This window comes from Citrobacter sp. RHBSTW-00570, assembly GCF_013739755.1.
GTDB classification, from domain to species: Bacteria; Pseudomonadota; Gammaproteobacteria; order Enterobacterales; family Enterobacteriaceae; genus Citrobacter; species Citrobacter braakii.
Genome location: NZ_CP056399.1, coordinates 470244 through 491604 on the forward strand (window position 1 = coordinate 470244; position 21361 = coordinate 491604).

At 52.6% G+C, this 21361-nt stretch carries 22 protein-coding genes; 13 read left to right on the top strand and 9 right to left on the bottom strand.

Annotation, left to right across the window (positions count from 1 at the left end):
- Nucleotides 1–30 precede the first annotated feature (30 nt).
- On the top strand, nucleotides 31–309 hold the full coding sequence (locus HV237_RS02280) for a barnase inhibitor (protein ID WP_016154709.1): 279 nt from the start codon (nucleotides 31–33) through the stop codon (nucleotides 307–309).
- Between the two features lie 56 nt (nucleotides 310–365).
- On the opposite strand, the gene yhcN is transcribed toward HV237_RS02280, so the two are convergent.
- Both yhcN and argR read right to left on the bottom strand, forming a co-directional pair.
- Nucleotides 366–632, bottom strand: a complete 267-nt coding sequence (yhcN, locus tag HV237_RS02285; protein ID WP_003025165.1) for a peroxide/acid stress response protein YhcN — start codon at nucleotides 630–632, stop codon at nucleotides 366–368.
- A 375-nt stretch (nucleotides 633–1007) separates the two neighbouring features.
- Nucleotides 1008–1478 (bottom strand): transcriptional regulator ArgR, encoded by a 471-nt coding sequence (argR, locus tag HV237_RS02290; RefSeq protein WP_003025162.1) that lies wholly within the window; start codon nucleotides 1476–1478, stop codon nucleotides 1008–1010.
- Nucleotides 1479–1914: 436 nt separating this feature from the next.
- On the opposite strand from argR, the gene mdh reads away from it, so the two are divergent.
- Nucleotides 1915–2850, top strand: coding sequence for a malate dehydrogenase (mdh, locus tag HV237_RS02295; RefSeq protein WP_047358536.1), 936 nt, complete (start codon nucleotides 1915–1917; stop codon nucleotides 2848–2850).
- Nucleotides 2851–2970: 120 nt separating this feature from the next.
- Here the strand turns inward: mdh and degS are convergent, their stop codons facing one another.
- The 3 genes from degS to zapG all read right to left on the bottom strand — a co-directional run bounded on the left by degS (nucleotide 2971) and on the right by zapG (nucleotide 6062).
- Nucleotides 2971–4038: an outer membrane-stress sensor serine endopeptidase DegS gene (gene degS / locus HV237_RS02300; protein ID WP_003025154.1), complete on the bottom strand. Its 1068-nt coding sequence runs from the start codon at nucleotides 4036–4038 to the stop codon at nucleotides 2971–2973.
- Between the two features lie 89 nt (nucleotides 4039–4127).
- Nucleotides 4128–5495: a serine endoprotease DegQ gene (gene degQ / locus HV237_RS02305; RefSeq protein WP_046276025.1), complete on the bottom strand. Its 1368-nt coding sequence runs from the start codon at nucleotides 5493–5495 to the stop codon at nucleotides 4128–4130.
- A 168-nt stretch (nucleotides 5496–5663) separates the two neighbouring features.
- Nucleotides 5664–6062, bottom strand: a complete 399-nt coding sequence (gene zapG, locus HV237_RS02310; RefSeq protein ID WP_003025147.1) for a Z-ring associated protein ZapG — start codon at nucleotides 6060–6062, stop codon at nucleotides 5664–5666.
- A 192-nt stretch (nucleotides 6063–6254) separates the two neighbouring features.
- Between zapG and zapE the strand changes: the two genes are divergently transcribed.
- The 5 genes from zapE (at nucleotide 6255) to sspB (ending at nucleotide 9901) form a co-directional block, all read left to right on the top strand.
- Nucleotides 6255–7382: a cell division protein ZapE gene (gene zapE / locus HV237_RS02315; RefSeq protein WP_047358535.1), complete on the top strand. Its 1128-nt coding sequence runs from the start codon at nucleotides 6255–6257 to the stop codon at nucleotides 7380–7382.
- Nucleotides 7383–7600: 218 nt separating this feature from the next.
- Complete coding sequence (rplM, locus tag HV237_RS02320; RefSeq protein WP_003025141.1) at nucleotides 7601–8029, top strand: 50S ribosomal protein L13; 429 nt, start codon at nucleotides 7601–7603, stop codon at nucleotides 8027–8029.
- 15 nt (nucleotides 8030–8044) lie between these two features.
- Complete coding sequence (gene rpsI, locus HV237_RS02325) at nucleotides 8045–8437, top strand: 30S ribosomal protein S9 (RefSeq protein WP_003025138.1); 393 nt, start codon at nucleotides 8045–8047, stop codon at nucleotides 8435–8437.
- A gap of 316 nt (nucleotides 8438–8753) precedes the next feature.
- On the top strand, nucleotides 8754–9392 hold the full coding sequence (gene sspA / locus HV237_RS02330) for a stringent starvation protein SspA (protein ID WP_003025132.1): 639 nt from the start codon (nucleotides 8754–8756) through the stop codon (nucleotides 9390–9392).
- A 5-nt stretch (nucleotides 9393–9397) separates the two neighbouring features.
- Nucleotides 9398–9901, top strand: coding sequence for a ClpXP protease specificity-enhancing factor (sspB, locus tag HV237_RS02335; RefSeq protein ID WP_047358534.1), 504 nt, complete (start codon nucleotides 9398–9400; stop codon nucleotides 9899–9901).
- Between the two features lie 43 nt (nucleotides 9902–9944).
- Here sspB and dcuC read toward each other — a convergent pair whose 3' ends face one another.
- A complete protein-coding gene (dcuC, locus tag HV237_RS02340) occupies nucleotides 9945–11312 on the bottom strand; it encodes an anaerobic C4-dicarboxylate transporter DcuC (RefSeq protein ID WP_047358533.1) in 1368 nt (455 codons plus the stop codon).
- Between the two features lie 359 nt (nucleotides 11313–11671).
- Between dcuC and nanR the strand changes: the two genes are divergently transcribed.
- The 6 genes from nanR (at nucleotide 11672) to nanQ (ending at nucleotide 17171) form a co-directional block, all read left to right on the top strand.
- Nucleotides 11672–12463 (top strand): transcriptional regulator NanR, encoded by a 792-nt coding sequence (gene nanR, locus HV237_RS02345; RefSeq protein ID WP_047358532.1) that lies wholly within the window; start codon nucleotides 11672–11674, stop codon nucleotides 12461–12463.
- A 134-nt stretch (nucleotides 12464–12597) separates the two neighbouring features.
- A complete protein-coding gene (gene nanA, locus HV237_RS02350; RefSeq protein ID WP_016157581.1) occupies nucleotides 12598–13491 on the top strand; it encodes an N-acetylneuraminate lyase in 894 nt (297 codons plus the stop codon).
- A gap of 116 nt (nucleotides 13492–13607) precedes the next feature.
- A complete protein-coding gene (gene nanT / locus HV237_RS02355) occupies nucleotides 13608–15098 on the top strand; it encodes a sialic acid transporter NanT (RefSeq protein WP_016154702.1) in 1491 nt (496 codons plus the stop codon).
- A gap of 47 nt (nucleotides 15099–15145) precedes the next feature.
- A complete protein-coding gene (locus HV237_RS02360) occupies nucleotides 15146–15835 on the top strand; it encodes an N-acetylmannosamine-6-phosphate 2-epimerase (RefSeq protein WP_047358531.1) in 690 nt (229 codons plus the stop codon).
- Nucleotides 15832–16701, top strand: coding sequence for an N-acetylmannosamine kinase (gene nanK / locus HV237_RS02365; protein ID WP_047358530.1), 870 nt, complete (start codon nucleotides 15832–15834; stop codon nucleotides 16699–16701). The genes HV237_RS02360 and nanK overlap by 4 nt, the downstream gene beginning before the upstream one ends.
- Before the next feature lie 2 nt (nucleotides 16702–16703).
- Nucleotides 16704–17171, top strand: a complete 468-nt coding sequence (gene nanQ / locus HV237_RS02370; RefSeq protein WP_047358529.1) for an N-acetylneuraminate anomerase — start codon at nucleotides 16704–16706, stop codon at nucleotides 17169–17171.
- A gap of 60 nt (nucleotides 17172–17231) precedes the next feature.
- Here nanQ and HV237_RS02375 read toward each other — a convergent pair whose 3' ends face one another.
- The 3 genes from HV237_RS02375 to HV237_RS02385 form a co-directional block, all read right to left on the bottom strand.
- Nucleotides 17232–18512, bottom strand: a complete 1281-nt coding sequence (locus tag HV237_RS02375; RefSeq protein ID WP_047358528.1) for a cytosine deaminase — start codon at nucleotides 18510–18512, stop codon at nucleotides 17232–17234.
- Complete coding sequence (gene codB / locus HV237_RS02380) at nucleotides 18502–19752, bottom strand: cytosine permease (protein WP_047358527.1); 1251 nt, start codon at nucleotides 19750–19752, stop codon at nucleotides 18502–18504. The genes HV237_RS02375 and codB overlap by 11 nt, the downstream gene beginning before the upstream one ends.
- 185 nt (nucleotides 19753–19937) lie before the next feature.
- Entirely contained in the window at nucleotides 19938–21356 is a 1419-nt protein-coding gene (locus tag HV237_RS02385) for a glutamate synthase small subunit (protein WP_047358526.1), read from the bottom strand.
- Nucleotides 21357–21361 lie beyond the last annotated feature (5 nt).

The following is a 21361-nucleotide window of genomic DNA, read 5'->3' on the forward strand; positions in this document are numbered from 1 at the left end:
GAGTGACTGGCGTCGGGATGGTGGCTATAGATGAACATCTATACTTTTGATTTTGACGAGATAGAAGACCAGGGGGATTTCTACCGTGAGTTTACGCGCGCGTTCGGTCTCGCCCGGGAAAAGGTGGTTGATTTAGATTCTCTGTGGGAGGTGGTTATCGGGGACGTTTTACCGCTGCCGCTGGAGATTGAATTTGTTCATTTGCCGGACAAGTTACGCAGGCGATACGGCGCGCTGATTTTACTGTTCGATGAAGCGGAAGAAGAGCTGGAAGGACAGCTGCGCTTTAACGTTCGTCACTCAATGTAAGGCATAAAAAAGCCCCCGGCAGGCGGGGGCAAGTCGTCGGACTAGACGACGAGGGTTTATTTGTAGAGTTCTGCAGTCGCGTGCCAGTGAGCGCCTTCACGGAGTTCGGTGACGCGATAGCTGCTGGCACCCGCTTTTTCAGCTTTAGCGGCGATAGCCTGACGCATGTCCATTGGTGAGCTACCGATCTGAGATACGGAGATGCTGCCCATGGATTGCAGGTTCTGTGCTTCTTGTGAGTTCACCTGAGTCACTGCGGCGCTTGCACCGAAAGAGAGAACAGAAAGAAGGCTTAAGGTTGCAATAGTTGTTTTGATTTTCATGATATTTACCTCGTCGAATTCTTTTATTGGGGTCTGCGTTTCGTGACCCTCATCACAAAATCAAGTATACACTAATCACTTGATAAATTAATACCACGCTAATTGTTTCTGTGCGGATTAAGTGTTAAGAAAAATATTTTTTATAACCAAACAGAATTAAAAATAGGGTTTTAAACATCGGTTTTATAATAAATTCAATTAAATCATTGAGATATGAATTTTTGCAAAATGTGCGTTTTTAACTCTTCATATTCGCTATGTGAATGACTTTTGACGGTTAAACGCACCATTTGTTAAATCAATGACAGTGGATAATAGAGGGAGGAGGGTGGATATAGAGGTTTTTCCCCGCCGCGAGGCGACGGGGAGGAAGTATTACAGCTCTTGTTCAAACAGTTCCAGAATGGCTTCGTACAAATCTTTTACCGTAAAACCCTTAGCTGGGGTGGTGAAGATGGTATCGTCACCGGCAATTGTACCCAGAATACCTTCCGCTTTACCTAATGAGTCCAGCAGACGTGCAATCAACTGAGCAGCGCCAGGGCTGGTATGAATAACCACAACTGCATCGTTGTAATCGATATCCAATACCAGATTTTTCAGTGGACTGGATGTTGTAGGTACCCCTAACTCTGCCGGCAGGCAGTACACCATTTCCATTTTCGCATTGCGGGTACGCACGGCGCCGAACTTGGTCAGCATGCGAGAAACCTTGGACTGATTGATATTATCAAAGCCCTGATCCTGCAACGCGAGGACGATTTCGCCCTGAGAGCTGAACTTTTCTTCTTTAAGCAGCGCTTTAAACGCCTTTACTAATTCTTCTTGTTTTGCCGAGCTTCGCATAAGTCACCCGTAATATGGCGGTAGAAACAACATTATTGTGCATACAGATGAATTTTTATGCAAACAGTCTGCCTTGTTCAAGGCTGAAATAATGTTATGAAAGAGCGGAATTTTATCAAATTTCGTTATCAAGAAACATGCCTGTGTCACGGCTCGCAAATAAGGTTAAAAGTAAATTAAATGTTATCAAATTGATGTTGTTTTGAGAGGTGGGTAGGGTATATTGTCAGCACCTGTTGGAAAGTTGCTCTACTGTGCGGGTGGTTTTGAATTACGTAACTTAGGTTTTATTTTACGTAAGTTAAATGCATAAAAGCCAAATTTGCGTGACTACGCATTCTTGACGCGTGGTTGTTGTATTCGTTGGATTTGTGAATTAAGGTCGCCGCCGCGGAGCAATAGACACTTTGCTTATCAATATAATAAGGAGTTTAGGATGAAAGTTGCAGTCCTCGGCGCTGCTGGTGGTATCGGTCAGGCGCTAGCATTACTGTTAAAAACCCAACTGCCTTCAGGTTCAGAACTCTCCCTGTACGACATCGCTCCAGTAACGCCTGGCGTGGCCGTTGATTTGAGCCATATCCCTACTGCTGTGAAAATCAAAGGCTTCAGCGGCGAAGACGCTACCCCTGCACTGGAAGGTGCTGATGTGGTACTGATCTCTGCGGGTGTCGCACGTAAACCGGGTATGGATCGTTCCGACCTGTTCAACGTTAACGCCGGTATCGTGAAGAACCTGGTGCAGCAGGTTGCTAAAACCTGCCCGAAAGCATGTATCGGTATTATCACCAACCCGGTGAACACGACCGTTGCTATCGCTGCAGAAGTGCTGAAAAAAGCAGGCGTATACGATAAGAACAAACTGTTTGGCGTGACCACGCTGGACATCATCCGCTCCAACACCTTTGTTGCGGAACTGAAAGACAAGCAGCCTGGTGACGTTGAAGTCCCGGTTATTGGCGGCCACTCTGGCGTGACCATTCTCCCGCTGCTGTCACAAATCCCTGGCGTGAGCTTCACTGAGCAAGAAGCGGCTGACCTGACCAAACGTATCCAGAATGCGGGTACAGAAGTTGTGGAAGCTAAAGCCGGTGGCGGATCTGCAACCCTGTCGATGGGTCAGGCTGCAGCACGTTTCGGCCTGTCACTGGTTCGCGCGCTGAGCGGCGAAAAAGGCGTGGTTGAATGTGCTTACGTTGAAGGCGACGGCCAGTATGCTCGCTTCTTCTCTCAGCCGCTGCTGTTGGGTAAAAACGGCGTAGAAGAACGCCAGTCTATCGGCAAGCTGAGCGCATTTGAGCAGAGCTCGCTGGAAGGTATGCTGGATACGCTGAAGAAAGATATCACCCTGGGTGAAGAGTTCGTTAAATAACGCCTTTATGTAGGCCGGATGGCGGTGTTTAACGCTTTATCCGTCCTACAAATATCGCGAATTTGACGCATAAAAAAACCGGAGCTATCTCCGGTTTTTTTACATCATTTCGTTTGTGATTTAGTTTGTAGCCGGGTATTCCTGAATCGTTACCTGCAGCGTCAACTGCTTGTCATCACGCATCACGACAACAGAGATAACCGAACCAGGGCGAATCTCTGCCACCTGGTCCATGGTCTCCAGCGCAGATACCGCCGGTTTGTTATTGACCGAAATAATCAGATCGTTAACCTGAATTCCTGCCTGCGCTGCCGGACCGTCTGGGGCCACTTCGTTAACTACAATCCCCTGAATTTGATCCATCCCGCCGCCCTGGGCGTGCAGTGGCGCAATTTCGCGACCGCTGATGCCGATGTAGCCACGAATCACGCGCCCGTCACGAATCAGCTTATCCATGATTTTGGTTGCCAACTGAAACGGAATAGCAAAGCCGATCCCTTCCGGGGTTTCGCCATCGTTGCTCTTATCAAATGACAGCGTGTTAATACCCATTAACTCGCCCAGCGAGTTGACCAACGCGCCGCCGGAGTTGCCGTGGTTGATGGAGGCATCCGTTTGCAGGAAGTTTTGCCGTCCAGTCGGGTTCAGGCCAATACGACCGGTGGCGCTGATAATCCCCTGAGTGATGGTTTGCCCAAGGTTGTACGGGTTACCAATAGCGAGGACGACATCGCCGATGTGCGGCACGCGTTTGTTATTAATTGGAATTGTCGGCAGCCCGCCAGTCGCGTTGATTTTCAGCACCGCAAGATCGGTTAACGTATCAGAACCCACTAGCAGCGCTTCGAATACACGCCCATCCTGCAACGCGACGATGATTTGGTCGGCATCATTAATGACGTGCTTATTGGTAATGATATAGCCGCGCTGATCCATGATAACGCCTGAGCCGAGTGTGCGGATCTCAAGCTGGTTATGTGCTGTGCTGTTCATACTACGGTTATAAACGTTAACGACGGCAGGCGCTGCACGGCGAACCGCCGGGTTATAGCTGGCGGGCGTTTCATCTGCACTGTCGAACTGTGGCGCGGTAAGCGTATTTATTTTTCGCAGAGAGGGCATCGCGGCCAGCAGAATAGCGCCGACGATTAAACCAATCGCGACCGAACGTAAAAGCTTCACAAACATGATGGCGGCGTCATTAATAAAGGGAACGGCAGCAGCATATCACGAGTTTACCGGACATCACACGGGGGGCTGATGTCCGGTTGCATGCGTTAACGCAGGAGCAGGTAAATACTCTCGTTACCGCGCACTACCTGCAGAGCAATGATCGACGGTTTCGTTTCCAGCACTTTACGCATTTCGGCGATCGAGTTTACACGATCGCGGTTAACGCCAATGATAACGTCATCTTTATGCAGACCGGCCTGCGCGGCTGGGCTGCTTTTTTCAACGTTATCAATTTTGATGCCTTTGGTGCCGTCTTTAAGCTGACCGTCACTGAGCGTAGCCCCTTGCAACGCAGGAGCAATCATCTCCGCGCTGGCGGACGATGATGTACTGGTATCCAGGGTTACTTCAACCTCCAGCGGTTTACCGTTACGCAGTAGGCCCAGTTTGACTTTGGTCCCTGGTTCGGTTGTCGCTATGCGTGAACGCAGTTCGGCGAAGCTGTTGAGCGGTTTGCCGTTGAGGCTGGTAATGACATCACCAGACTTCACACCTGCTTTTGCGGAGCCAGAGTTAGGCAGAACCTCGCTGACAAACGCGCCGCGCTGCACGTCCAGTTTGAACGCTTTGGCGATATCGGCGGTCATTTCGGTGCCTTTAATTCCCAGCAGACCACGTTTGATTTCACCAAACTGCATCAGTTGCTGCGCCAGCGTACGTGCCATATTGCTCGGGATCGCAAAACCAATACCGATGCTACCGCCGCCGGGGGCCAGAATCGCGGTGTTAATGCCAATCAGCTCACCATTGAGGTTTAGCAACGCGCCGCCGGAGTTACCCCGGTTGATGGAGGCGTCGGTCTGAATAAAGTTTTCCAGACCTTCCAGGTTCAACCCGCTGCGACCCAAAGCTGATACGATGCCGGAGGTGGCCGTTTGCCCCAAACCAAACGGGTTACCCACGGCCACCGCAAAATCACCGACGCGGAGTTTGTCGGAGTCGGCAATGGCAATTTGCGTCAGGTTGCTGGGGTGTTGAATTTGCAGCAGAGCGATATCGCTCTGGTCGTCGCTGCCGATAAGCTTAGCGTCGAACTCACGGCCATCGTTAAGCTGAACGCTGATTTTTTGCGCCTGATTGATGACGTGATTATTGGTCAGGACGTAGCCTTTGGCGGCATCAATGATGACCCCGGAACCCAGCCCTTCAAAAGGTTGTGCAGGTTGATCGGGAAGTTCATCACCAAAAAACTTTTTGAACTCTTCCGGGACTTTCTGCCCCTGAGCGGCGGTGCCTTCGACCCTTACGCTCACCACGGCAGGTAACACTTTCTCCAGCATCGGGGCGAGGCTGGGGAGCGCAGCCTGGCCGGGAACCTGGCCGGGAATCGACGCTGCGGCTGGGAATGGCGCCGAGAGAGTTAACCCGACACTTAACGCTAATGCACTCAACAGCTGGGTTTGTTTTTTCATGGATCCTGCTCTCGTACCTTGAGTAAACGGAAGATGATTCAAAACAGTTTGATGTTATTGAATTTTCGGTTTGGTCACAATGAGGCTAACGACTAAATAATAGCTGGGACAGGAAGAGAAGCGGAGGGCGCAATTGCTGCGCCCAATAAATTTCTTAACGATGTGCAGTTAGTCGCGCTTTGCGCCACTACGCAGCAGGCCAGATGCGCCTTCAGAATAGTCTCGCGGCATCTGAACCGGCGCCTGATCGTTACCCGCTTCGGACTCTGCCAGACGATTACGGAACGGATTATTTTCCGGTGACATACCCGGCAGCAGGTTGCTGGAGCTTTTCGCCATATGCTGGTAGATCTGACGATAATCGTCCGCCATGTTATCCAGCAGTTCAGCGCTGCGGGCAAAGTGGCTCACCAGCTCTTCGCGGTACTCTTCCAGCTCAGCTTTATTTTTTTCCAGTTCGTACTGCAATGCCTGCTGTTGGCGTAATTTACGATTACCAAAACGCATGGCTACAGCACCAATAATGATACCGACGACTAACCCAATTAGCGCATATTCCCAGGTCATGAACATCTCCCGTTGTCTTGTGTTTCCGTAGGGTGTTGGCTTTAGGCTCCATGCCTGCGCCTGATTATGCCACTATAACCGCTAATCCCGTAGAAGTGGAATCCCGTGTTTATATCACGTAATGTAGAACGGCCTTTTTTTCGTCAACCGTGAGCGACGGCACATCGATTCTCAAGGAATAACAATAACATCATGCAAAGCCTTTCCCCGACATCGCGTTACCAGCAAGCCCTCAAAGACGGCAGTCATCAGCCCGACAACGTACAACAAGAAGCAGTGAATCGACTGGAAACAATTTTCCAGGCGCTTTCGACGCCAGCACGTCCTGCGCCGCAGGAGAGCGGACTGATGGCGCGTTTTGGCAAATTGCTGGGAAAGCGTGAGTCACCGACCAACGCGCCAGTGCGTGGTCTGTATATGTGGGGCGGAGTCGGGCGCGGAAAAACGTGGCTGATGGATCTGTTCTTCCATAGCCTGCCGGGCGGGCGTAAACAGCGTTTGCACTTTCACCGTTTTATGCTGCGTGTCCATGAAGAGCTTACGGCCCTGCAGGGGCAGAGTGATCCGCTGGAAATCATTGCCGACCGCTTTAAGGCTGAAACGGACGTGCTGTGCTTTGACGAATTTTTTGTTTCTGACATCACCGACGCCATGCTGCTCGGCGGTCTGATGAAGGCGCTGTTTGCCCGTGGTATTACGCTGGTGGCAACCTCCAATATTCCGCCTGATGAGCTGTATCGCAACGGTTTGCAACGCACGCGTTTTCTTCCTGCCATTGATGCCATCAAACAGCATTGTGACATCATGAATGTCGATGCTGGCGTCGATTATCGTCTGCGCACCTTAACGCAGGCGCATTTGTGGTTGTCACCACTGAATGAGGAAACTCGTCAGCAGATGGATAAGCTGTGGCTGGCATTAGCGGGAACGAAAAGTGAACATGCGCCGACGCTGGAGATCAATCATCGTCCGATGCAGACGCTGGCCGTCGAAAACCAAACGCTGGCGGTGTCGTTCACCACGCTCTGTGTCGATGCGCGTAGTCAGCATGACTACATTGCGCTATCGCGTCTTTTTCATACGGTGCTGTTGTCTGATGTGCCGGTCATGACGACTCTGATGGAGAGCGAAGCGCGGCGTTTTATCGCACTGGTGGATGAGTTCTACGAACGCCACGTTAAGCTAGTGGTCAGTGCGGCCTCACCACTTTATGAAATTTATCAGGGCGAGCGTCTGAAGTTTGAATTTCAGCGTTGTTTGTCGCGTTTGCAGGAGATGCAAAGCGAAGAGTATCTGAAGCGGGAACATTTAGCCGGTTAAACCTGCCGCAAATCACATAAAGGGGTCGATCTTTGACCCTGACTTCTCTATAATCTTGCGACCCCACGTTACGAGAGAGTTTTTTTCCCAAAACTTTCTATGCGCCGGCATAGGCTATTCGAAGGGGTAGGTTTGCTGGACAATGTCGTGTGAACCTCAACTGACAAAACGTTTGGGTGTTCACCAACGTGTAACTTATTTATTTGGGTAAGCTTTTAATGAAAACTTTTACAGCTAAACCAGAAACCGTAAAACGCGACTGGTATGTTGTTGACGCGACCGGTAAAACTCTGGGCCGTCTGGCTTCCGAACTGGCTCTGCGCCTGCGCGGTAAGCACAAAGCGGAATATACTCCGCACGTAGATACCGGTGATTACATCATCGTTCTGAACGCTGACAAAGTTGCTGTAACTGGCAACAAGCGTACTGACAAAGTGTACTATCACCACACCGGTCACATCGGCGGTATCAAACAAGCGACCTTTGAAGAGATGATTGCTCGCCGTCCTGAGCGTGTGCTTGAAATCGCGGTTAAAGGCATGCTGCCAAAAGGCCCGCTGGGTCGTGCTATGTTCCGTAAACTGAAAGTTTACGCTGGCAACGAGCACAACCACGCGGCACAGCAACCGCAAGTTCTTGACATCTAATCGGGATTATAGGCAATGGCTGAAAATCAATACTACGGCACTGGTCGCCGCAAAAGTTCCGCAGCTCGCGTTTTCATCAAACCGGGCAGTGGTAAAATCGTAATCAACCAACGTTCTCTGGAACAGTACTTCGGTCGTGAAACTGCCCGCATGGTAGTTCGTCAGCCGCTGGAACTGGTCGACATGGTTGAGAAACTGGATCTGTACATCACTGTTAAAGGTGGTGGTATCTCTGGTCAGGCTGGTGCGATCCGTCACGGTATCACCCGCGCTCTGATGGAGTACGACGAATCCCTGCGTGGCGAACTGCGTAAAGCTGGCTTCGTTACCCGTGATGCTCGTCAGGTTGAACGTAAGAAAGTCGGTCTGCGTAAAGCACGTCGTCGTCCTCAGTTCTCCAAACGTTAATTGTACTCTGCTTCGGCAGACAACAATTTGCGAAAAAACCCGCTTCGGCGGGTTTTTTTATCGTTACTGCTCTCCGTATAACCACGGTAATCCGCTGATTGCCACCTCTTTTTCCCCATTTCAAGAATCGACTCACCACAAAGGTCACAAAATCTGGTAAACTATCATCCAATTTTCTGCCCAAATGTCCGGTATCGTTCATTTTTTGTTTGTATTTTGAACAGTAATGGCTTTCCCGAATATGGGTGACATCACTTCTGGCTGGCCACTTAGTGGCTGGTAGCAGTAAAAATTCTGAATATACCTGGAGGTTTTCATGGCTGTCGCTGCCAACAAACGTTCGGTAATGACGCTGTTTTCTGGTCCTACTGACATCTATAGCCATCAGGTCCGCATTGTGCTGGCTGAGAAAGGTGTTAGTTTCGAGATTGAGCATGTGGAGAAGGACAATCCACCGCAGGATCTGATCGACCTCAACCCGAATCAGAGCGTACCGACACTGGTGGATCGTGAGCTGACCCTGTGGGAATCTCGCATCATTATGGAATACCTGGATGAGCGCTTCCCGCATCCGCCGCTGATGCCGGTTTACCCGGTTGCGCGTGGTGAAAGCCGCCTGTACATGCAGCGTATTGAAAAAGACTGGTACACGCTGATGAACGTCATCGTGAACGGTTCTGCTTCTGAAGCCGAAGTCGCGCGTAAGCGTCTGCGCGAAGAACTGCTGGCAATTGCACCAGTATTTGGCCAGAAACCTTACTTCCTGAGCGATGAGTTCAGCCTGGTAGACTGCTACCTGGCGCCGCTGCTGTGGCGTTTACCGCAGCTGGGCATTGAATTCAACGGTGCAGGTTCGAAAGAACTGAAAGGGTACATGACTCGCGTCTTTGAACGTGATTCTTTCCTGGCTTCTCTGACTGAGCCTGAACGTGAAATGCGTCTGGGCCGGGGTTAACCTGTATGGATTTGCCACAGCTAACACCACGCCGTCCGTATCTGCTGCGCGCATTCTATGAGTGGTTGTTAGACAACCAGCTTACGCCGCACCTGGTGGTGGATGTGACGCTTCAGGACGTGCAGGTTCCTATGGAATATGCACGTGATGGGCAAATTGTTCTGAATATCGCACCGCGTGCGGTGGGTAACCTGGAACTGGCTAACGATGAAGTGCGCTTTAACGCGCGCTTCGGTGGTGTGCCGCGTCAGGTTTCTGTACCGCTGGCGGCAGTTCTGGCAATTTATGCTCGTGAAAATGGCGCCGGTACTATGTTCGAGCCGGAAGCCGCCTACGACGAAGATGTCGCTAGCTTAAATGATGACGACAACGACGCAACTGGTTTTGAAAGTGAAACGGTCATGTCGGTCATTGATGGCGATAAGCCTGACAATGGCGACGACAACGATCCGGATGACACTCCGCCGCCGCCTCGCGGTGGGCGTCCAGCGCTACGCGTAGTGAAATAAAAAACAGGCCCTTTGGGGCCTGTTCTGTTTTCTGCCTTCGGGATCAGTAAAACAGCGTGATGGTGACTATCATATTGACCACAAATCCCACCGCCATCGGGATGGCCGTACGTTTTACCACCTCAAAGGGCGATACGCCCGCAATACCTGATGTCACCACAATGACCGCTGTAATGGGGGATACCGCCCGGGCCAGCGTAGTAGCAAAATGCATCGGCATAATCATCACTACCGCAGGAATATGTAGTCCGGCTGCTATATCTGGAATCAGGCTGGCAAAAGACATAAACGGCGCGTTACCTGACCCCATGACAATCGCACAGGCGGCAATGACCACGGCCATGATGATCATCACGCCGATACCGCCAAGGCCGGAATGCTCTGCACCTTTTATTACAGCGTCGACAGTCCCGATAGTCGTCAACCCTTTCGCAAAGATCTCACCGGCGACCACCAGCGTGACAACGTTGGCAAACTGGGTTCCCATGCCGTCAAAGAAGGCCTGCACGTCATCCATCGTTTCGCGCAGATTATGTTTATGCAGGAACTCGACAAACATCGTCAGCGTCATGCTCATCAGCATGACCACCACCAGATTCAGCTCTGTTTTCATTAACCCCATATGTGCCAGAGCAAGCGAGCCCAACATCAGAAGCAACGGCATGACGGGTAGAATGGCGTAATAGAGAGGTGGCACGTTTTCCAGCGTCTTTTGTTCAGCGAATCCGTTGCTTTCCGGGAGTGCTTTTTTATCAAACTGCCGCTGAACGAAAAAATGTGCAATAGCGACGGCGACGATAACGCACGATGCGACGGGTAACTGATAGTGAAAGAAGTAGGTAGCGATTTTCATGCCCGCCACCTGCGCGGCAAAAATAGAGTTGGTTTCCAGAATGCCCCATTCAATTGACATTGAAGTGGCAATGACCGCCACCGCGGATAAACGGCTCACGCCAAGACTGACCAGCGTCGGGAACAGCGTCACCATCAGCAGCATGCCTAACCCGGAAGCGCTGGTGATGAACTGCGCCATGATCTGACCAATCACATAGGTGGCGGCAAGAACAACATAGGGTGAGCGGATTAGCTTAAGCGGGCGGCTTAACAGGCTAACCATCGCTCTGCTGGCCCCCATCCTGTCCATATAACGGGCATAACCACCTACTGCCATGATTGATAACCCTAGTCCGGCCGCCCGATTGGAAAGCATACGCAGAATTTCGTTGTAAATATCGACCAGTAGATAGCCGCTGCTCTTGTCGTTAGCGACCAGCGCACCGTAGCCTAGCCAGACGCCGCAGATCATCAGGAAGATCCCCGCGGCTGCCAGCACTACCTGCGGTTTGTAGTTTTTGAGGATCAGGTAACCCATCGTTAATAAAACGATGACAGAGATAATGATGCCGAACATTGTTTCACTCCATGCCAGAGAAGAAGATAAATCCGGTAATAACGCTGTTGTCCAAACGGATGTTATATTTTTTCGGGCGATTTTTATGGAGTGAATATCTTATTTTTAATTCGATGTTTAAATTATTTATCGTTATAAAATAGATGGTTATGATAATTTATCACGTTCATATTCATAAATTTCACGAAGCGAATATGATTGTTTTCAATTAAAGATAAGCTGAATGTTTTAGCGTAACAAAATATCCGGATGCGTTAGACCGCCAATAAGCCCGACAGTCTGATTGACCATCATTTCACCCTGCTTTCGATCCTGTGTTAGGATAAACCCGCTGTTATTTGTCACCACGACTTAGCTGAATGGGCCCTATGAACGCATTTGATTCGCAAGCTGAAGACTCTCCATCCACCATTGGCCGTAGCTTACGCAGCCGCCCGCTGGCGCGTAAAAAACTGTCTGAAATGGTTGAAGAAGAACTGGAGCAGATGATTCGTCGTCGGGAGTTTGGCGAGGGCGAACAGTTACCGTCTGAGCGGGAGCTGATGGCCTTCTTTAACGTGGGCCGTCCTTCTGTACGAGAAGCGCTGGCAGCGTTAAAACGCAAAGGTCTGGTGCAAATCAACAATGGCGAGCGCGCCCGCGTTTCGCGTCCTTCAGCTGATACCATTATCAGCGAGCTGTCCGGTATGGCGAAAGATTTCCTCGCGCATCCCGGCGGCATTGCCCACTTCGAACAGCTGCGACTGTTCTTTGAATCCAGCCTGGTACGATACGCCGCAGAACATGCGACGGATGAGCAAATCGACAGACTGGCGAAAGCACTGGAGATCAACAGCCAGTCGCTCGATGACAATACGCTGTTCATTCGCTCGGACGTTGATTTTCACCGCATACTAGCGGAGATCCCGGGCAATCCCATCTTTATGGCTATCCATGTTGCGCTGTTAGACTGGCTGATTGCCGCCCGTCCGACCGTGGCTGACCAAGAGTTATATGAGCACAATAACGTGAGTTATCAGCAGCATATCGCTATTGTGGACGCGATTCGTCAGCGCGATCCTGAGGAAGCTGACCGCGCACTGCAAGAACATCTCAACAGCGTTTCCGCTACCTGGCACGCCTTCAGCAAAAGTAAAAAATTGCGTAAGTAATCGCGATCCTGACGATCGTTTAGTGAGACAGATCGCACTATAAGCGTTCTGTATTGTATTGCTGCTTATTTGATCTGGTATAACAGGTATAAAGGTATGCAGTCAGACAACACTAATCATCATCAGAGGTAGCTATGGCAAGAGATTTAAAAGGCGTAATGCCAGCGTTGTTAACCCCATTCGATAGCCAACAGCGACTGGACATTGAGAGCCTGCGCCGCCTGGTGCGTTTCAACATTGGGCAAGGGATCGACGGGCTCTATGTCGGTGGGTCTACGGGTGAGGCATTTGTCCAAAACCGCGTTGAGAGAGAGCAGGTACTGGAAATTGTTGCCGAAGAAGCGAAAGGCAAGGTGACGCTGATCGCTCACGTTGGCACAGTGAGTACCGAAGAGAGCCAACAGCTGGCGAGTGCCGCGCATCGCTACGGCTTTGATGCGGTTTCGGCCGTCACACCGTTTTACTATCCGTTCAGTTTTGAAGAGCACTGCGATCACTACCGCGCAATTATTGATTCCGCTGATGGCTTGCCGATGGTGGTCTATAACATCCCGGCGCTGAGCGGCGTAAAACTGACGCTGGATCAAATCAACACGCTGGTGACGTTGCCGGGCGTTGGCGCGCTGAAGCAAACCTCAGGCGATCTCTATCAGATGGAACAGATCCGCCGCGCTCACCCCGATCTGGTGCTTTATAACGGTTATGACGAGATCTTCGCTTCTGGTCTGCTGGCGGGCGCTGATGGCGGTATCGGTAGCACTTACAACATTATGGGATGGCGTTATCAGGGAATTGTGAAAGCGCTCAAAGAAGGCGACATCCGTACGGCGCAAAAGCTGCAAACCGAGTGCAATAAGGTTATCGATCTGCTCATTAAGGTTGGCGTGTTCCGCGGCCTGAAGACGGTATTGCACTATATGGACGTGGTTTCTGTTCCGCTGTGCCGTAAACCATTTGCCCCGGTAGATGAACAATATCTGCCGGAACTGAAAGCGCTGGCCCAGCAATTAATGCTGGAACGCGACTGATCGGACGCCGGATAGCACAATGCTTATCCGGCCTGCAAAAACAAGACTCGTAGGCCGGATAAGGCGAATCCGCCATCCGGCACCACAACGAAAATAAAGATCGTCGGGAGAGTAAAATGAGTACTTCTACCCAGAGCATCCCGTGGTATCGCCATCTCAATCGGGCGCAATGGCGGGCATTTTCCGCCGCCTGGCTGGGATATTTGCTTGATGGTTTTGATTTTGTATTAATCGCCCTTGTGCTGACGGAAGTACAAGGCGAATTCGGACTGACGACGGTGCAGGCGGCCAGTCTGATCTCGGCCGCTTTTATCTCCCGCTGGTTTGGTGGGTTAATGCTGGGAGCGATGGGCGACCGTTATGGACGCCGCCTGGCGATGGTCACCAGTATCATTCTGTTCTCTGTGGGGACGCTGGCCTGCGGCTTCGCGCCGGGCTACACCACCATGTTTATCGCCCGCCTGGTTATCGGTATGGGGATGGCTGGTGAGTACGGCTCCAGCGCAACTTATGTTATTGAAAGCTGGCCCAGGCACCTGCGAAACAAAGCCAGCGGCTTCCTGATTTCCGGCTTCTCTGTAGGCGCAGTGATCGCCGCCCAAGTCTACAGCCTGGTGGTCCCGGTCTGGGGATGGCGCGCGCTGTTCTTCATCGGCATTTTGCCGATTATCTTCGCCCTCTGGCTGCGTAAAAATATTCCGGAAGCGGAAGACTGGAAAGAGAAACACGAAGGCAAAGCGCCGGTACGCACGATGGTGGACATTCTCTACCGGGGCGAACATCGGGTTATCAATATTGTGATGACTCTCGCCGCCGCAACCGCGCTGTGGTTCTGCTTTGCAGGCAACCTGCAAAATGCGGCTATCGTGGCGGTCCTTGGCCTGATATGCGCGTTTATCTTCATTAGTTTTATGGTGCAAAGCAGCGGGAAACGCTGGCCGACGGGCGTCATGCTGATGGTGGTTGTGCTGTTTGCCTTCCTTTACTCGTGGCCGATTCAGGCGCTGCTGCCAACCTATCTGAAAACCGAATTGCTGTATGACCCTTCCACTGTCGCCAGGGTGCTCTTCTTTAGCGGCTTTGGCGCGGCGGTCGGTTGTTGCGTCGGTGGTTTTCTTGGCGACTGGCTGGGCACGCGTAAGGCCTATGTCTGCAGTCTGCTGGCTTCGCAGTTGCTGATTATTCCAGTGTTTGCGATTGGCGGCTCAAACGTCTGGGTACTGGGTTTACTGCTGTTTTTCCAGCAAATGCTCGGTCAGGGGATCTCCGGGATCTTACCCAAACTGATTGGCGGCTATTTCGATACCGACCAGCGTGCGGCGGGTCTGGGCTTCACCTACAACGTGGGTGCACTGGGCGGGGCGCTGGCACCGATCATAGGTGCGCTGATTGCCCAACGACTGGATCTGGGCACCGCGTTGGGATCGCTCTCTTTCGGCCTGACATTTGTGGTGATCCTGCTGATTGGTCTCGATATGCCGTCTCGCGTACAGCGCTGGCTGCGGCCTGAAGCATTGCGTACGCATGATGCCATTGATGGCAAACCGTTTAGCGGGGCCGTGCCGTTCGGCGGTGACAAAAGCACCATGGTGAAATCCAAAAGTTAATCCGTTTGCCCGGTCCTGCACCGGGCAGTAGTCATAAGGGAATAAGCATGTCGTTACTTGAACAACTGGATATCAAGATTGCCGCGAACGGCGGGCTGATTGTCTCCTGCCAGCCTGTTCCTGACAGCCCGTTAGATAAACCGGAAATTGTTGCGGCGATGGCGCTGGCCGCGGAACAGGCTGGCGCGGTGGCGTTACGCATTGAAGGGGTGGAAAACCTGAAAGCGACCAGGGCGGTAGTTTCGGTGCCGATTATCGGCATTTTCAAACGTGACCTTGATGACTCTCCGGTCCGCATCACCGCATATCTGGAGGATGTTGATGCGCTGGCGCAGGCAGGCGCTGACATCATCGCCATCGACGGTACCGATCGCGTACGTCCGGTACCTGTAGAAACCTTACTGGCACGTATTCATCATCACCAACGCCTTGCAATGGCTGACTGTTCGTCCATGGCGGATGGCATGGCCTGCCAGAAACTCGGTGCCGAAATCATTGGCACTACCCTTTCTGGTTATACCACGCCAGAAACGCCCGAAGAACCGGATCTGGCTCTGGTGAAGTCTTTAAGCGACGCGGGTTGTCGGGTGATTGCTGAAGGACGTTACAACACGCCAGCGCAGGCCGCTGAGGCGATGCGTCATGGCGCATGGGCGGTGACAGTCGGCTCAGCCATTACCCGGCTGGAGCACATTTGCCAGTGGTACAACACAGCGCTTAAAAAGGCGGTGCTATGACCACGCTGTCGATTGATATTGGCGGCACCAAACTGGCTGTCGCACTGGTAGACAGCAGCCTGCAAATTCAAGATCGTCATGAATTGCCGACGCCCGCCAGCAAAACACCGGATGCTCTGCGTGCCGCGTTACAAGCACTGGTTGCGCCGCTACAGGGGCAGGCAACGCGGGTGGCGATCGCCTCAACGGGGATTATCCGCGACGGTTCTCTACTGGCGCTGAACCCGCACAACCTCGGCGGGCTGCTGCATTTTCCTCTGGTGCAAACGCTAAAAGATCTCACCGCTTTGCCGACGCTGGCAGTCAATGACGCGCAGGCCGCGGCGTGGGCTGAGTATCATGCGCTTGGCGGAGAGTACCGCGATATGGTGTTTATCACCGTCTCCACCGGTGTAGGCGGCGGGGTGGTAAGTGATGGGAAGCTGCTGACCGGGATTGGCGGTCTGGCCGGGCATCTGGGACATACGCTGGCTGATCCGCATGGGCCGGTGTGCGGTTGCGGGCGTGTGGGTTGTGTCGAGGCGATCGCTTCCGGTCGTGGGATCGCGGCGGCTGCCGAAGGCACGCTTGCTGGATGCGACGCCAAAACCATTTTTAGCCGCGCCGGGCAGGGTGATGAGCAGGCCAGTCGGTTGATCCATCGTTCGGCACGTACTTTGGCAAGGCTTGTCGCCGATGTGAAGGCCACGATCGATTGCCAGATTGTGGTGATTGGCGGCAGCGTGGGGCTGGCAGAAGGGTATCTGGCGCTGGTGGAGAACTATCTGGCACAAGAGCCTTCGGCTTACCACGTAGAGTTACGGGCGGCGCATTACCGTCATGACGCTGGATTACTGGGGGCCGCGCTGTTGGCCCAGGGAGATTGATTATGATGTCAGATGAGTTGCGTTCATTGCCTTCTGCCGGATTACATCCGGTTTTGCAGCAGGCGTTAACGCTGGCTGTTGCGGCGAATCCGCAGGAGAAAACGCCAGGGCGCTACGAGTTGCAGGGCGATAATATTTTTATGAATGTTATGCAATTTGCAACGCAGAGCCCGGAGCAAAAGAAAGCGGAACTGCACAGGGAGTACATTGATATTCAGGTGCTGTTATCTGGTGAAGAACGCATTCTGTTCGGGATGGCTGATTCTGCTCGTCAGTGCGAAGAGATGCACGTTGAGGATGATTATCAGCTGTGTAGCCAGATTGCCGATGAGCAGGCGATGGTACTGAAGCCGGGAAGATTTGTGATTTTTATGCCGGGCGAGCCGCATAAGCCGGGCTGCGTGGTACAGGCTCCGATGGACATCAAAAAGGTGGTGATCAAGGTGCGCGCCAGTTTATTACACACCTGACGATGAGAGTGACGGTGTCGGATGGCAAGGCTTGCGCCATCCGACACCGGATATTACAACCTAGCGCTTAAACGTCACCGCTTCCGGCTGCGTCAGATGCAGCGTCGTTTGGCTCGGCACAGTCTCGGCAATGATTCGCCCGTGACGAATGGAATAACGTGCAGGCGTCTGGCGACGAACCGCGTCAAATCCATTCTCTGCCGGTAAAATCACCAGGTTCGCGGAATTCCCTACGCTCAGACCGTAGTCCTGCAGGTGCAGGGTTTTCGCGCTGTGGGTGGTGATCAGATTCAGGCCATCGTTAATTTGTCCGTATCCCATCAGCTGGCACACATGTAACCCCATGTGCAGTACCTGCAGCATATTCGCGGTGCCCAGTGGATACCACGGATCGAAGACATCATCATGGCCGAAGCAGACGTTGATCTCTGCCTCCAGCATCTCTTTGACGCGTGTGACGCCGCGGCGTTTAGGATACGTGTCAAAGCGCCCTTGCAGGTGAATATTCACCAGTGGATTCGCGACAAAGTTAATGCCGGACATTTTCAACAGGCGGAAAAGACGGGAAGCATACGCGCCGTTATAGGAGTGCATTGCCGTAGTATGGCTGGCGGTCACGCGCTCGCCCATATTGTCGCGATGGGCCAGCGCCGCGACGGTTTCAACAAAGCGTGATTGCTCATCGTCAATTTCGTCACAGTGCACGTCGATAAGTCTGTCGTATTTTTGCGCGAGGGCGAAAATTTTGTGCAACGACTCCACGCCATATTCACGCGTAAATTCAAAGTGGGGGATAGCGCCAATGACGTCGGCCCCCAAACGCACGGCTTCCTCTAATAACGCTTCACCGTTGGGATAAGAAAGAATGCCCTCTTGCGGGAACGCGACAATCTGTAGTTCTACCCACGGAGCGACTTCTTGCTTCACCTCCAGCATGGCTTTCAGCGCGGTCAGCGTTGGGTCGGAAACGTCAACGTGAGTGCGGACATACTGGATGCCGTTGGCCATCTGCCACTTAAGAGTCTGCATGGCGCGCGCTTTGACGTCATCGTGAGTGAGCATTGCCTTACGTTCGGCCCAGCGCTCAATGCCTTCAAATAACGTACCAGACTGGTTCCAGCTCGGCTCCCCCGCGGTTTGCGTGGTATCCAGGTGGATATGTGGCTCTACGAACGGTGGGATTGCCAGGCCACCTTCGGCATCAAGCACTTCCCCCTGCGGCAACGTAACGGCGTCCTGAGCCTCAATTCGGCTGAAGCGTCCGTTTTCAACCGTGAGCTGCCACAATCCTTCGCGTCCCTGTAAACGCGCCTGACGAATGGTGATGTTATTATTCTGCATGGCTGACCTCTGGTGATTTAGCAAGGCTGCGATTGAAAAGTGGGTTCAGCAGGATATAGCTGAATACGCCGCCGAGTACGGCGTTGACGGGCACGATACCGGGAATATAGTGACCGGCGGCAATGCCCAGTGCAACGGACAGGATAGCTATCCAGTTTACGGAAATAAATTGTGCTTTGCTGAAGTCGGCATATCGGCGATGGTTCAGCAGATAGTCGGCGATAATCACTCCACCAATTGGAGGAATCGCTGCCGACAAAAATGTCAGCCAACCGACAAAGTTATTGTAAAGCCACAGTGCGCACAGTGTGCCGATAATACCGTTAGCCACCGACAACGAACGGCTGGAAAGGCCGGTAATATTGGCAAATCCCAAACCTGAAGCGTAGAGCGCATTGTCGTTGGTGGTCCAGATATTCAGGCCGAGAACCACAATTGCGGGCAGCAGCAGGCCCTGAGCAATCATTACGTCAGAGATGTCCGCCTGTCCAACAGCGGCGGCACCCGCAGCGCCGAAGATAAACATCAACGAGTTGCCAAGGAAAAATGCCACCATGGCAATCAGTACCGCACCTTTGGCGTTGCGGCCAAAGCGGACAAAGTCGGCGGTTAACGTGCCTGCGCTGATAAATGAGCCGACCACCAGCGCCAGTGCGGTGGAGAAATTCAGCGGTGTCTGCGGGACTATCGCTTTTAAATGGTCTAAACCGCCGACATCGCTCACCGCCAGCCAGACGGAGTAGCTGCCAAGAACGACGATGGCAGGTACGGCGATGATAGATAAAACGGTCAGCGCCGAGATGCCAAAAAAGATAGTCAGGGTCATCAACAGACCGGAAACCGCAATCAGAATATTGACGTCAATCCCCGTCGCTTTGCCAACCGGGATAGCAAACATGGCCACACCAACGCCAAACCAGCCTACCTGTGTACCGCCTAAGAGCAGTGAGGGAAGCCATGAACCTTTCAAACCAAATGAGTAACGTGCCAGAAGGTGGGTTGAGAGCCCTGTTTTTGCGCCGATAAAACCGAGAAATGCAGTGTAAATACCGAGGAGAAGATTACCGAAGAGAACTGCCAGGAAGAAATCATTATAGGAAAGACCGGTACCGAGTGTGCCACCGGTCCACATACTGGCGGAAAAAAAAGTGAGTCCCAACATGACAAACGTTAGTGGAATCACGCCCTTCCGCGCCGCCAGAGGGACGGGGCCCTGGCTATAATTGTTGTCCTGCGACACAACGCCTCCATGAATTTTGCCCAAAAAATCCGCCGCATAATATACAGTTCTCAGAATAAAGCAAACGTTTCCGTATGTTTTTTTAGTTCTCTTTCACGGTGTTGATAGAGGGGAGGGGGCAGGGGTATTGCGAGGAATCTGGCATCTCATCAGCGTTTGAAGATGAGATGCCAGAAGACGCTTACTTACACTTCCAGGTAGTTCAGGATACCGTCTGCCGCTTTACGACCTTCGGCAATCGCGGTGACTACAAGATCCGAACCACGCACGATGTCGCCACCAGCGAAGATTTTTGGGTTGCTGGTCTGGAAGGCGTTATCGCTGCGTTCCGGAGCAATAATACGGCCCTGAGAATCCAGCTCGACGCTGTGCTCTTTCAGCCACTCCATACTGTGCGGGCGGAATCCAAACGCCAGTACCACCGCATCAGCTGGAACAACGTGCTCGGAACCAGCGACGATCTCCGCGCGGCGACGACCCTTCGCATCCGGTTCGCCCATTTCGGTGCGCGCCATTTTCACGCCGCACACTTTACCGTTGGCATTCACTTCCACGCCTAAAGGCTGGACGTTGAACTGGAACTCGACGCCTTCTTCACGCGCGTTTTTCACCTCGCGTTTGGAACCCGGCATGTTCTCTTCGTCGCGGCGATAGGCGCAGATTACGTGTGCCGCGTTCTGGCGAACCGAGGTCCGCACGCAGTCCATCGCGGTATCGCCACCGCCGAGAACAACGACGCGTTTGCCTTCCATGCTGATGTACGGCTCGTCACTGCTTTCGCCAAATCCCATCAACTGTTTGGTATTGGCGATCAGGAACGGCAGGGCATCAAATACGCCGGAAGCGTCTTCGTTTTCCAGCCCACCGCGCATCGACTGATAGGTACCTACGCCAAGGAACACGGCATCGTAATCCTTCAGCAGATCGTTAAGCTGCACGTCGCGGCCCACTTCCACGTTTAGTTTGAACTCAATACCCATATCGGTGAAGATTTCACGGCGACGGGTCATGACCTCTTTCTCCAGCTTGAACGCCGGGATCCCGAAGGTCAGCAGACCGCCGATTTCCGGGTGGCGGTCAAATACCACCGCCTTCACGCCGTTGCGGGTCAGCACATCAGCACAGGCCAGGCCCGCCGGACCTGCACCGATGATCGCCACGCGCTTGTCCGTCTGGCGAACGCCAGTCATATCCGGACGCCAGCCCATCTCGAACGCTTTATCGTTGATATAGCGCTCGATGTTGCCGATAGTTACCGCACCGAACTCATCGTTTAGCGTGCAGGATCCTTCACAAAGACGATCCTGCGGGCACACTCGGCCACAGACTTCCGGCAGAGTGTTAGTCTGGTGCGACAGTTCTGCCGCTTCAAAAATACGTCCCTCATTCGCCAGCTTAAGCCAGTTCGGGATGTAGTTATGTACCGGGCACTTCCACTCGCAGTACGGGTTGCCGCAGGAAAGACAGCGATCTGCCTGTGCTTTGGCCTGGCCTTCGGAAAACGGCTCGTAGATCTCGATAAATTCGATCTTACGGATCTTCAGCGGTTTCTTCGGTGGATCAACGCGCTGCAGGTCGATAAATTGGTATACGTTCTGACTCATTGCTG